Source organism: Segetibacter koreensis DSM 18137 (genome assembly GCF_000374045.1).
GTDB lineage: Bacteria > Bacteroidota > Bacteroidia > Chitinophagales > Chitinophagaceae > Segetibacter > Segetibacter koreensis.
Window position 1 is genome coordinate 25,586 of sequence record NZ_KB893329.1, and the last position, 13,561, is coordinate 39,146.

Below are 13,561 nucleotides of genomic sequence, written 5' to 3' on the forward strand. Positions count from 1 at the left end.
GTTTTCATCCATATCGTTGTTGTGCGTTTTATAATTATCAAGGCACGCTTTGAAGGTATAAAGATCTAGGTTTGGTGCAAACGCACTAATGGTTAATGCTGAAAAGAATAAAGTATTAATTCTAATTTATCATAAATAAACTATGGCTGTATTAGAGGCAAAGGCATTATCAGTAAAACAAAATGGAATAGCTGTTCTTAATCAAATTTCTTTTACAATTGAACAAGGAGAGCAATGGGCAGTCATAGGTCCTTCAGGAAGTGGGAAAACCACTTTACTACACGCTCTGGTTGGTAAGCAATTTTTTGGCGGCCATTTAGCCATTCATGATAATAATCCTTCATTATCAAAAAAAGTCGTTTTAGTTGAGCAACAACATCATTTTAAAAATTTGTCCAACACCAGCAATTTCTATTACCAGCAACGTTTTAATTCAAGCGACTCCGAAGATGCAATTACGGTGGAAGAAGATTTGCAACGCGCGATTCCGAAAAATGCTGTGGCAAAAAATGAACTTCCCTGGCTAGTGGAATTATTTGATGTAAAAAAGTTGTATGCAGAAAGTTTAATCAAGTTATCTAATGGAGAAAATAAAAGACTTCAGATAATAAAAGCCTTATTGTTACAGCCCGCCTTTTTATTGTTAGATAATCCTTTTACCGGCCTCGACGTAAAAAGCAGGCAAACGCTGGAAAAAGTTTTAGACGAGGTTGCAAAAAAAGGAGTTCACATAATAATGGTAACTGCGCCATCTCACCTGCCATTTTTTATAACGAATGTCATGTCTCTATCAGAAAACGGTTCATATTCTGTTTCCTCCGTTAAGGCTTCTGACTGGAATGACGCGCACGTAAAGTCTGAACCAACATTTTCTTTTGATAAAGAATTGTTACACGAGCTGACAACAAACAATCCGCAAGCTCCATTTACATATGCCGTAAGAATGAAAAATGTAACTATAAAATATGATCATACTATTTTAGATAGCATAAATTGGGAAGTACAAAACGGAGAAAAATGGTCATTATCAGGTCCAAATGGTTCTGGAAAATCTACTTTGCTCAGTCTTGTAAATGCAGACAATCCCCAGGCTTATGCCAACGAAATTTATTTGTTCGACAGAAAGCGCGGTACCGGTGAAAGCATTTGGGACATTAAGAAAAAGACGGGGTTTGTTTCACCAGAACTTCATGTGTATTTCGAAAAAGGAACAAACTGTTTTGATGTAGTAGCTTCAGGATTATTTGATACAATTGGATTGTTTAGAAAAATGAATGAACAACAAAAGTTACTCATAAGCAAGTGGATGCGTTTACTGAAAATTGAAAACGTTGCTCTAAAACCTTTATTTCAATTGTCAAATAGCCAACAACGCTTAGTCTTACTGGCCCGTGCCCTTGTGAAAAACCCTCCCTTGCTTATTCTGGACGAACCCTGCCAGGGGCTGGATGAAACGCAAACAACATTGTTTAAAGCCATTATAAATGAGATATGCACTACAGCAAATAAAACGCTCATTTATGTTTCACACTACACTCATGAAATACCTGATTGTGTAACCCGTTTTATCAGGCTGGAAAACGGGAAAAGGGTGCAATAAAGCTATACTCATTCCAACCAGGGTTATTGATCATAAAACCAATATTTCAGTAGTTTATATCGCAGCTTTAACCATCAGATTACTGGGTTACTTTATTTAATAAATTATTATAATTTTTATAATAATCATCAACTTTCAACCTTGCTTCATTTAAATAAACAATGTTAAGCTGTTTCATTTTTTTATAAAAGTCATCTAAGAGCTTACCGTCCGCCTCTTTATTAATAAAGTTAATTCTACCTGTCCCCATCATAGTTTTATTAATTTCAAGTTCAGCATACAAAACGGGCAAGTATTCTTTCATTACGCGGTCATGGTAAACAGTTCCGGCAGTTGCATTCATTGCATCCTCGAAAATCCGTTTATATACACTAATGTTGTCAGGAGATAAATAAGCATACATAGCATCTGTAGGTGTACCACCGCTTCTTAATCCAACATGTTTTATTGATGCATTTCTTTCCAGAAGGTCAATATATTGACTTACATATTTTCCGCCATTTTTTCCATAATACCCGTCAATAAACTCATTCATAGTTTGTTTAATGTCAACATCTTTATTCCACATCAGTCGGCTTGCCATATAACATCTTAATTCTGAAAATTCTCCTTCCATATGACCTACACCTTCCAGAAACAAGTCTGTTACATCTCTGGTAGCAAAATATTGCACGTTGGATTGCATAGTATAAAAGTTGGGAAAAGGACTAAGTGAATTAACGAATTGAACTATGTAATCCCAAATAAACAAGTTTGAGGTAATTGCTGCCCAGTTTTTAAAGTTTTGATTAAACCCGTTGTTGGTCTGTTCTTTAAGAGGAATTCTCCTTTCATCATAAGTAGTACATAACATAATGAGCACATTAGATAAAGGTTTCAATGTTTTGGGAGGGTTTTCTGACTTTCTATATGCCAGTGTTGAAATAGTTTTGTCAGGAAAATGTTTAGCAACATTATTTACAAAAGTTAAAATACTTCCCTGGTAACTTCCCTGTTCAGCATTCAATCTTTTACAGTTATCACATTCGCAAAAATGTTCATTATCATTCTGACTGACACTCCAATATTTGACATTTGGTTTTGCCTTCATTAAATTTTGAAGATTTTGGATAACCAGGTTTAAAACATCTGGATTTGTTAAGCAAAGCTGGGCAGGATTGCGCTTTCCATTGACCAAAGCAAAATATTCAGGATGACTTTGAAAATATTTGTCTTTTGGCACCAGCACTTCAAAGGAATGTACCCACAGTCCCCAATTTTCCTCATAGTAATTCGTCTTGTGAAAATCGCAGTAGTTATTGTTAAAAGCATCAGGAAAAAAAGTCATTCGATATTGAAAACTGGGAACTTCTTTTCTGCTCAAAGATGATGGCAAAGTGACACTGCTGGCGTGAGGAATATAAACTGCCGTTGAAGTATACATGCGACATCCTAAATAATCTTCAAGAAGCGTGTACACACTATATAAAACCCCCTTTCTGCTTCCTCCGGTCAAAATAAGAGAATTGTTTACTTTTCGAATTATAAAACCATCGCCTCCTAATCCACTAATGTCGCTTTGGGATATAAATTTATTTCGCCCGATGATGATCTGGTAAGATGATGTGGAAGCACTTTGTTGAAGAATAGGTAGTTTGAAATTTGAAATTTTTTGAATGTAATCCTGTAAAACAGAGGCGGATTGCTTTTCAATGTCATTAGCATCAGCAGGAAGTATAATCTGATAATTACTTGTACCATTATTTACTAATACAAGTTCTTTTTGTGCAAAAACCTTACTGCCGAAGAGAACAATAATTAGGAGGTAAATTGATTTCTTTAACATAATAAATCAAGGTAAAACAAATTTGATTTTCATATTTGTTAATTTATTTTGTTTGCCAGAACCAAATTTTTGCAACAGAAATACCTTCTCTATATAAAATATTGATAGAGAAAAAGATGTCTTAAAAAAATGATGTATTTACCCGTTCGGTACTCTTTTGTATTTTACTCGTTTTTCATAGCTGACAACTTCATTTGCTTAGCAGTTTCAGCCCCTACATAATGTTCAATTCTTGTCTCGACAAAATAAATAACCGGGGTAAGTATAACAGCGATTAAAAATTTATAACTGTAGCCAAGCAGGGAAATAGAAAGTACGGTAGACCAACTCCATCCTTTTCCTATTTTAAAAGCAATAAACACTACTATAAAGCTATCTACAAGTTGCGAAACAACGGTTGAACCTGTTGCCCTTAGCCATACTTTTTCTTCCCCGGTAATTTTCTTTATCTTATGAAAAATGGTCACATCTACCAATTGGCTTACCAAAAACGCAATAATGCTTGCCACGATTATCCACATTCCCTGGCCGAAAATAGATGTAAATGCATCATTCATATTCGGTATATGATTTTCTGAACCACTACCTATCCAAAAATCAGCAGGTGGAAAATTGATGGCCATATAAAAAATAAAAAAAGCATAAGAAATTAATGCAACAGCTATATAAGAAATTTTTTTCACAGCTTTTGGCCCGTAATACTCATTTACGATATCAGTAATTATAAACTCCAATGGCCACAGTAAAACACCGCAAGAAAGATTAAAAGACAGGTTCGGCTCTCCAAACAGTGTTATATTAGCAGGTTCCAATCCTAACAGCTTTTCAAGAGAAAAGATTTTTCCCCCGATACATTCAGCAATGAGGGCATTGGCCACAAAGAAAGCAGTAATGCCTACAAATAGTTTTGTTGATTTGTCTTTTACAATGTTGTGGATCATGTTATTTTATAAGCAAATAGTAAAAAATTTGAAATAGCAGCCAAAAAATATTAAAAGCTATTAGCAACAGTGGCAATCCTGTTTCTTTTTTCCTGATAAATATTGTTACAAAAAAGGCAAAAATAATGTTTAAAAAAAATGACATTATCCAACCGGCAATGATAATTAATTCGGTAAATGGCTGAGTAACAGTAAAATGAGTATGCCGTAATAATAAACACAAAATAAAGAACAGGTTACAAATGAATGCGACCCTTCCCACAAATAAAAGCCTCCCCATGAAATAATTTCGTGTAAAATAGTATTATTTTGCCATCTGCTTAAAATAACAACATGAAGAATTTTGACTGGAAGAAATTGTTGCCGCATGTATTTGCAATTGGAATTTTTTTAATTGTAGCACTTATTTATTGTAGGCCTGCACTGGAAGGAAAAGTTCTTCAGCAAAGCGATGTGGTACACTGGAGAGGTATGGCACAAAATGCTTTTGAATATAAGGAAACACATGGACATTTTCCATTGTGGAATACGCATTTGTTTAGCGGAATGCCTAATTACCAGGTAGCAATGGAGAGTAAAAGTTATTTAATTGATTTTAATAAAATACTTTCTCTCGGTTTGCCAAAACCTGTGAACTTTTTTTTTCTTGCATGTCTTTGTTTTTATATTTTATGCATGGCTCTTGAGGCCAATGTCATGATTGCAGTTTTGGGAAGTCTTGCTTACGCTTACTGCACCTACGACCCTATAATTATATCAGTAGGTCACGATACTAAAATGATGTCTATTGCTTATATGCCTGCATTATTAGCCGGCCTGCTTTTATTGTATAAGAAAAAATACGTTATTGGTTTAACTGCTACCGCTCTTTTTGCTTCCATTGAAATTGGAGCAAATCATCCGCAAATCAATTACTACTTTATTATTATTGCCGGCTTTATGACAATAGGGTTTGTTGTGAAATGGATAAAGGAAAAACGGTGGAAACATATGTTTACTGCGCTAAGCCTTGCAATGTTGGCGGGGCTGATTGGTGTAGGTAATTCAGCCCTGGCACTCCTTACAACTTCTGAATATGCCAAATATACCATGCGGGGCGGTAAAACACTTGAAAGTTCTGGCACTGAGCTGAAGCAGGTAAAAACGACAGGTTTAGACGTCGATTATGCCCTTTCTTACAGTATTGCTAAAAGTGAGTTTCTTACTTTCTTAATGCCAAATGCCTTTGGTAGCAGTAGTTCAGAATCCTTCGACGAAAATTCTAAAGTCGTTTCGGCATTGACTGAAAAAAATGTTCCTGAAAACAATGCAATACAAATAGCTTCACAATTGCCCAAATACTGGGGAGGTATTGTTCCCAGCACATCGGGACCTGTCTATTTCGGAGCTATTATATGTATATTGTTTATCATCGGGCTTGTTATGGTAAAGGAAGAACATAGATGGTGGATATTAGGCGCCACAATTTTCTCCCTTATGATGGCATGGGGAAGTTATTTCCTGGGCTTTAATGAATTCTTATTAAAGTATTTGCCTTTGTATAACAAATTTCGGGCTCCTTCCATGGCTTTGGTTATTCCTCAACTTCTCTTTCCACTTATGGCGGTATTGTGCCTTCAGCAAATATTTTTCTCACATTCTGCAAAGAAGGATTTGCAGGAAAATTTTAAAAAAATACTTTATGTTGTTGGGGGCGTTTTTGGCGTTTTAGTGTTGATGTATTTGTTTAATGATTACAGCAGTGCAAATGACCAACAAATCATAAAAAGTTTTGCAGGGCAAACAGGAAATGATGAATTGGGTCGGTCTGTAATAAAAGGTATGATAGAAGAAAGAAAGTCAATGTTTGGGGGAGGAATATTTAGAGCTCTCATTTTTGCCGGAGTAACTTTAGGCGCACTTTTTCTTTATTTAAAAGGTATTTTAAGACCTGCCGTAATTATAACAGCTTTTATACTCATAAACACTATTGACCTTTTTGCAATAGATACCAAATATTTAAATAGTGATAACTACGTGGATGCTGATACGTACCAAACCGGAAATTTCAGCCCTACAGCAGCAGATATAGAAATATTAAAAGATAAAGATCCGCATTATAGGGTATACAATTTATCAGGCGACCGGTTCCAGGAGTCTTTGACAGCATATTATCACCGTTGTGTAGGAGGGTACCATCCAGCCAAATTAAGAATTTACCAGGACCTAATTGAAAATCAGCTGTCTAAAAACAATATGAGTGTTTTAAACATGCTTGATACTCGTTATTTTATGATCCCGAGCCAGCAACAACCTAACCAGTATACGGTTCAGAAAAACGACAGTGCTATGGGGGCGAGCTGGTTTGTAAAAGAAGTAAAATTTGTAAACGGTCCTGTAGAAGAAATTAAAGCGCTGGATAACTTTGATCCCGCAAAGACAGCTTTTGTTGATAATTCCTTCAAATCGGTTGTAAGCCCGGTTGCAGCAGCAGATTCATCTGCTAAAATAACTTTAGTCAGTTACGATAATGATCACATAAAATATTCAACAAGCTCAAAAAGTAATCAATTTGCAGTCTTCAGCGAGGTGTATTACCCCGCAGGTTGGAATGCTTACATTGACGGGAAAAAGACAGATTATTGTAAAACCAATTATGTCTTGAGAGGCTTATCTGTTCCTGCCGGTAATCACTCTGTCGAATTTAGATTTGAGCCGTCATCTTATTATACGGGTCAAACTATTATGTACATCGCAAATGGATTATTATGGCTGGCCATTTTTGCGTCATTACTATATGGGTGGAGTAATATGAGAAAAAAAGAGACTAGAAACTTAAAATAAAGTTCGAGGAAAGTGTGGTAGAACAATAACAACAGGAGGCGGTTTAAATCTGCCTCCTGTTTAGTAAATGTATGATAACCAATTCGATTTCTATTTTGTGTATTGCAATACCAGTTTTGGATGTTTAGTCACATCGGAATATCTGCTTGAGCAGAATAGCCGGGAGGTATAGGGAACCTCGTTCCGAAGTTTTAGTAAAAATCCGTAATTGCCTTTTTGAATCATCGACTTAACAAGAGAAGTTACATCTAGGTCTGTAATATCAAGTTTAGATTCATCGGTGTGAGGTATAGTAATTTGATCAGTTGTGTCGGATGGAGGTTGCGATTTCCATGTTACAGTATTATCCCAATTTGTCGTTACTCTTTGAAGAAATAAACTATTATCATTACCAAAGTTGGCATCACTGAGGTTACCATTAAGGGGATTTGGCGTTGAATACAGTGTAAGCTTTGCAGATATCACTTTGAGACCAGCAGGCAGACTATCAAAATTAAATTTGAAAAGTCCTCTTAAAGTTACCGGTGACCCGTCTTTTGTCCAACTGCTTGCAGTAATTTCTTGCCATTCAGGATTTGAGAAGTCTTTGCCTCCCCATATGCCTAAAGAAACTTCATTTGTATTTTCGATAGGTTGTAATGTAATGCTTTGTATTTCCGGAGCCAATATTTTAACAGATACGGTTTTGACCCCTGTTGCTCCTTTGTTATCTGTGGCCATTAATTGAAATACGTAATTACCAGGTATTATGTTAATTACCAGAGTTGAATCTGATCCGGGATCCGTAATTGTTGCTAAATTGGGTCCGGAAATTTGACTCCATAAATAGCTAGAGACAGTTCCATCCACATCAACTGCTTCACCTTGAAGCTTGATATTATCGCCCTTAAGGCCTAATAAAGTAATCACAGTATCAGTTCCTGCGTCGACAGTAGGTGGAAGATTTCCAGTACAAAGCTCTTTTTTACAACTGATAAATAAAAAAGAAAAGAAAAAGAAGAACGATAACGCCCGTTTTACAATGTTCACGTATTTTGGTTTTTTAAATTATAATTTCTTTACTTGTTCAAAACGTCAAATACTTAAAAATATTATTGTAGGATATTTAATCAAAGGCAGCCTCGCAGGCAACTAGAAATTAAAACATCTTGTAAAAGTGAGGCTTCTTCATCATTATCACGGGAAGCAATTGCCATACTTTGAAAACATTTTTCGTAAACCCTTTTATTTTTTTTGAATCTGCAAAAGGATATTTTCCATGAAAAAAGTTATCAAAAAAACTTAATATGGTAAAAATCGGAATTTCAATTGTAAAAATAAACAAATGAAAAAGAAACCAGCCTGCACCGAACTGTTTTCTGATCCGCAAATGGTTCGAAACCATCAACTGAAGGCCTTTTTTATCATACAGATTGCTATAACCTTTATCGGATGTTTTGGTTTCTTTATTTATGGTCTCACCTTGTATGTGAGTAACATGCAAGTCGCCATAAATGCAAATTTCACCTGTTTTTAATAGTCTGCTGCACCATTCTGTTTCTTCTGCGTACAAGAAAAAGTCTTCGTCCAGTAATCCTGCTTTGTTAATGGCTGATTTTTTTACCATCAGGTAGGCTCCATTTATCCAGTCAACTTTTTCTTCAGCAGATGCCTGTTGCACGTTCGTTTTCTTAACTTTTATAGCAAAAGCTATAGTTCGCAAAAACGGACCTAGATATGGTAAAGCCAATAAATGGTTTAATCCTCCTTTCATGAAAAAGTTGCCACTTATCTGAGGAGTATTGTCTTGATTTAATAATTGTACTCCACAAGCTACATAGTTGGATTTAATAAATCGGAGGTAACAATTTTCTATTGCGTCATCTACAACAATCGTATCAGGATTGAGAAGCAGAATAATTTCCCCTTTCGATAATCGTATGCCTGCATTATTAGCCCGTGCAAACCCCGCATTGTAATTTATTTGCAGCCATATTACGTCAGTAAATTCAGTGCAGATAATTTCTTTACTATCGTCATTCGATAAATTATCTGCTACAATTATTTCATAAGAAATATTTTTTGTCTGGCTTTTTATAGACCGAATGCAATCAACAATAAGCAGGGGTGTTTTGTAATTAACAATAATAATGGAAAGGCTTATCATTTCAATATTAGCTTTATTCTTTACCCGCTACTGTAAAACAGGTTTGGAGTATACTTTTTTGAATGTCAAAAACAAATTTCTGCCAATGGAACTGCTGTCTAATACTTGAGCCAGCCAAATAGAAAGAATAGACAAAGGTTCAAATTTTTTACCCGGGGCGAGTGATTGAGAATATGCCTCACACTTCCTGATAAATTTTTTTACTGATAAGTTATCCCTATTAACAAGAGGTGTTCTTAACAGCCTATGTGACAATCCTTTGCAGTAAAAAAGAATAAAGTCTGGACTAAACTTTTCAATTACTTCAATTAATGTTTTATCTGTTGTTTTTAAAGATTGAAGAAAGTTGATAAACGTTTCAAATGCTTTATGAAGTTTTACATCAGGAGAAACAGTAGTAGTGCTTTGATGAAGCCGGAAATCAAAACAAGTTTTAGGTGAAGTTGCTTTATAACTTATGCGTGTAAGATTAACCAGTAATTCAAAATCAGCATATAAGAGATTAGGGTAATTAATTGGAATACCGCCGATAGCATCATAATCCCGGGAACGCATCATAAAACCGGTACCCATAACATCGAAGTTATTGGTAAGAAGGCTGGTAAGAAAATCCTTCGCTGTTTCTATTTCAGCGATTGGTTTGCATTTTCGAATTATTTTGCCTTTACTATCAATATAATTAAAATGGGCCTGGTAAAGACTTGCGTCAGGATATTTTAAAATTAATTCATCCATTACTTCTAAATAATCGTGCTCTAGCACATCATCGTGACCGATAAGAGTTAAAAATTCGTTCTTAGGAATATTGACTGCTCTTGCCCAGTTCTCTTCAATAGTTAAGGATTTTGTAGAAGGCGTGATTATAATGCGTTCATCTTTTAAAGAAGTTATCCATTCGAGAGTTCCGTCGGTACTGCAGTTATCGAGTACGTGTAAGGTGAATTCATTTAAAGTTTGTGATAGTATGCTGTTAACACATTCTTTCACATATTCTCCGCCATTTCTTACAGGTAAAACAATGCTGTATTTTTTCATTTTTCTGTTTCTGATTCAGACCAACATGTAAGTTACCACACTTTCCACTTAGCCTGGTTGTTTTGCCATAAAGCTTCCAACTCTAATTTATCTCTCAGTGCATCCATAGGTTTCCAAAATCCTTTATGTTGAAATGCTACTAATTGCCCGTCTGCAGCTAATTTTTCCAGCGGTTCATCTTCCCACATCATATTATTCATATCACCGGGCAAATAGCTAAACACCTCTGGTTTCAAAACAAAGAATCCACCATTTATCCATTTACTTTCATCTTTTGCTTTTTCCCTAAACGAAGTCACCTCTCCATTTGCTGACAAGTCCATACCCCCAAACCGTGCATCTAACTGTACGGCGGTAACGGTTGCAATTTTATTGTGCGCTTTATGAAAAGCTATTAGCTTATTTATATCAACATCTGCAACACCATCTCCATAGGTCAACATGAAGTCTTCATCTCCTATATACTTTTGCACTTGTTTTAAACGACCCGCAGTCTTTGTACTTGCTCCTGTTTCTACAAGGGTTACTTTAAACGATTCTGATGTAGAGCCATGAACCTCCATTTTATTATTTGCTACATCAATAGTTATGTCTGAATTATGAAGAAAATAATGCATGAAATACTCCTTTATCACATATCCTTTGTATCCAAGGCAAATGATAAAATCATTAAATCCAAAATGGCTATAAATTTTCATTATATGCCAAAGCACAGGTTTACCTCCTATCTCTACCATGGGTTTTGGTCGTGTATCTGTTTCCTCTGAAATCCTGGTTCCAAGACCTCCTGCGAATATGACTACTTTCATAAATTGTAAAAAAGTTGCTGCAAAATTATTTTATTTCATTAACTATGGCAATAAATAATAAAGGTCATGCTGCTTAACTGAAAAGCGGTATTTCTAAAAAGAGTAAATAAAGATTTTAATATTATTAATACTGCTTTAATAAATTACTATTTCAATGCAAAGGCTATCGGGAGTTGTTATATTATATAATCCTGACTCTGGAACTGTTGAGAATATTCTTTCTTATCTACCCCATGTTCAAAAATTATATGTAGTCGATAATTCTAAAAATACATCCTTAGTCAGCAATGAACTAAGTGCATTAAAAACGGTAAACTATTTGCATGATGGCAAAAATGAAGGTATAGCCAAAAGATTAAACCAAGCTAGCAGATTAGCTACTGAAGATGGATGTGAATGGCTGCTTACAATGGATCAGGATTCTTATTTTTCACAGGAAAACATTTCCGCTTACACAACATGTTTAGAAAAACTGCCAAACAAAGAACAAACAGCTATGACTGGGGTAGAATACATAGCAAAAAGAAATAAAGGAAATGTTTGTATGATTAAAGAAACTAAGTCATTAATAACTTCAGGCAACGATGGTTAAAAAACTGCAGGAATTCTAATCGACTGAGTATGAGAATTTACATTACCCTCAGTCCAGTATTCATCTATTTTTAAACTATTATTTTTATAAACTACATTCTCCCATGTAATAACAACAGGGCCTGGTTGAGGGAATTGTATGGTATATACAATCTTTGTGTTTTCAGTATTGCCAAAATCCCATGTCAATGGGCTTGGATATCTAAACGGATCATAATAAGTGCCCGTTTTATCCGCTTTAAAAATAATATATTCATCATCAAAATTCTCAGTATTATTTGAACCACCTCTTGAATAATAAACCAAAGAACCCCCTGAGACGCCTCTAAGCTCCTGAAGTTTCCAACCATGTGCAGTTAATAATTCTACTGACAAAGTTGTATCCTTTTTTATTATCGTGACTGTGTCCCTTTGAATTATAGTATCTCTGGATATTACTTCTTTAATTACTTCTTTTCTACAGGACGAAACACTTAACTCCAGAATTGAAATAACAATTACTACCACAATACTAGTAAAATTGAGTAACTTTTTCATTGAATTTATTAAAACTTTATTATTTATGAAAACGCGAAGCGAAGAAAAATATTTTAATATAGCTAGCAAATTTTTTTTATAGCAGTAGCGGTTTAACTGCTTCAAAATTTATTAAATCAATTCTTTTGGTTGTATCGTAAAAAATCCTACAGATACCATGCTACTTATGGTATTTTTGATTTCTATGATTAAATATTTTTATTATAAAAAATACAAGAAGGTAGATTAGAAGCTATATTAATACTTGCCTTTTAGTCTTTTTTTCAACAAAACTAGTTGATCATGTAAAGCTGGAGACCTCTTTTTTAATTCATATTTAAAGCGGTATTTTTTCATAAAATTAATAGCAAATACTTCTTTTTCTGCCTGTGATAAAGTATCAGCTTTTACTTTTTCACTTTTAAAATAATTGTGTAAAAATGACAAATGGGAAACCACCCATAGACCCACGAAACTTAAAATGTATTCTTTTATATTCTCCCGTTCGGGAAGAGCTGACATTCTTTGAGATAGGTAAGCTGGAAAATTACGCGCTGCAGTAGCAATCTGCTCATTCTGATTTCGTCCAAAATTTTCTAAATGTATAGTTTGACAGCCTAATGATTTATTTATTACGACACATCCTGAATGAGAACCCATTAGACTTAAATAGGCATAATCTCCTAAAAAAGGGGTACCGTAGTCTGGTACTCCTCCCATTTGTACTAATACCTCTTTTTTTACCATACATGTTGACCACAAATAGGAAGAAAATATTTTAAATGTAAAAAATCTTTTTAAAAAGTCAAATGGACTAAAAGCTTGAACAAAATTTACTTCATGTTCATTTGATAACCAGGAATTAGTTCCTACGTTTATTTTATATAATTTAGCGACTTTTGGATCGGTACAGTACCAATCAGAACCGCCCATATATAAACCATAGCCCGGGTAATCCTTTTGTAATCGAACTAAAGTTTCTAACATGTCATGATACACCGGATCATCGTCAGCTATCATGACAATGAATTCTCCATTTGACCGTTCCAAACTTTTATTAAAGCTAGGTTTCATTCCAAGATTTGCACCATTAGGAAAATATTTAAATCTTTCATCCTGCATCTCCTCAACAACAGAACGACCACTACAGTCTGGGTCATTATCAGAAACAATTACTTCATAATCAAGAAATGTTTGTCTTTTAATGCTTTCTAAGGTGCTTTTTAAAATATTACCTCTTTTAAAGGTGGTAAAACAAAAACTTACAAGCGGCAT

Annotated in this window: 11 protein-coding genes; 3 read left to right on the plus strand and 8 right to left on the minus strand. The window is 34.7% G+C overall.

The genetic code is table 11. The features are described 5' to 3' along the window. The first annotated feature begins 142 nt into the window (after positions 1 to 142). Positions 143 to 1,600 (plus strand): ATP-binding cassette domain-containing protein, encoded by a 1,458-nt coding sequence (locus B154_RS0114245; RefSeq protein WP_018614930.1) that lies wholly within the window; start codon positions 143 to 145, stop codon positions 1,598 to 1,600. A gap of 79 nt (positions 1,601 to 1,679) precedes the next feature. On the opposite strand, the gene B154_RS0114250 is transcribed toward B154_RS0114245, so the two are convergent. Together B154_RS0114250 and B154_RS0114255 are read right to left on the minus strand one after the other, a co-directional pair. Then, on the minus strand, positions 1,680 to 3,425 hold the full coding sequence (locus B154_RS0114250) for a DUF4838 domain-containing protein (protein ID WP_018614931.1): 1,746 nt from the start codon (positions 3,423 to 3,425) through the stop codon (positions 1,680 to 1,682). A gap of 164 nt (positions 3,426 to 3,589) precedes the next feature. Continuing rightward, positions 3,590 to 4,366 carry a queuosine precursor transporter gene (locus tag B154_RS0114255; protein ID WP_018614932.1) on the minus strand — a complete coding sequence of 259 codons (777 nt, stop codon included), beginning with the start codon at positions 4,364 to 4,366 and terminating at the stop codon, positions 3,590 to 3,592. Between the two features lie 333 nt (positions 4,367 to 4,699). Between B154_RS0114255 and B154_RS0114265 the strand changes: the two genes are divergently transcribed. After that, positions 4,700 to 7,189, plus strand: coding sequence for a YfhO family protein (locus B154_RS0114265; protein ID WP_018614934.1), 2,490 nt, complete (start codon positions 4,700 to 4,702; stop codon positions 7,187 to 7,189). Positions 7,190 to 7,279: 90 nt separating this feature from the next. Here B154_RS0114265 and B154_RS0114270 read toward each other — a convergent pair whose 3' ends face one another. From B154_RS0114270 to rfbF, 4 genes are all read right to left on the minus strand, one after another. Continuing rightward, entirely contained in the window at positions 7,280 to 8,218 is a 939-nt protein-coding gene (locus tag B154_RS0114270; protein WP_018614935.1) for a DNRLRE domain-containing protein, read from the minus strand. Positions 8,219 to 8,327: 109 nt separating this feature from the next. Next, positions 8,328 to 9,335, minus strand: a complete 1,008-nt coding sequence (locus B154_RS0114280) for a glycosyltransferase family 2 protein (RefSeq protein ID WP_018614937.1) — start codon at positions 9,333 to 9,335, stop codon at positions 8,328 to 8,330. Positions 9,336 to 9,362: 27 nt separating this feature from the next. After that, complete coding sequence (locus tag B154_RS0114285; protein ID WP_018614938.1) at positions 9,363 to 10,370, minus strand: glycosyltransferase family 2 protein; 1,008 nt, start codon at positions 10,368 to 10,370, stop codon at positions 9,363 to 9,365. 32 nt (positions 10,371 to 10,402) lie between these two features. Next, on the minus strand, positions 10,403 to 11,179 hold the full coding sequence (rfbF, locus tag B154_RS0114290) for a glucose-1-phosphate cytidylyltransferase (RefSeq protein ID WP_018614939.1): 777 nt from the start codon (positions 11,177 to 11,179) through the stop codon (positions 10,403 to 10,405). A 154-nt stretch (positions 11,180 to 11,333) separates the two neighbouring features. Here rfbF and B154_RS28630 point away from each other — a divergent pair, with 154 nt between their 5' ends. Continuing rightward, positions 11,334 to 11,771, plus strand: a complete 438-nt coding sequence (locus B154_RS28630) for a glycosyltransferase (protein ID WP_018614940.1) — start codon at positions 11,334 to 11,336, stop codon at positions 11,769 to 11,771. On the opposite strand, the gene B154_RS0114300 is transcribed toward B154_RS28630, so the two are convergent. Both B154_RS0114300 and B154_RS0114305 read right to left on the minus strand, forming a co-directional pair. Further along, positions 11,768 to 12,307 (minus strand): hypothetical protein, encoded by a 540-nt coding sequence (locus B154_RS0114300; protein ID WP_157580765.1) that lies wholly within the window; start codon positions 12,305 to 12,307, stop codon positions 11,768 to 11,770. The two genes, B154_RS28630 and B154_RS0114300, sit on opposite strands and share 4 nt — an antisense overlap. Before the next feature lie 237 nt (positions 12,308 to 12,544). Then, positions 12,545 to 13,561: a glycosyltransferase family 2 protein gene (locus B154_RS0114305; protein WP_018614942.1), complete on the minus strand. Its 1,017-nt coding sequence runs from the start codon at positions 13,559 to 13,561 to the stop codon at positions 12,545 to 12,547.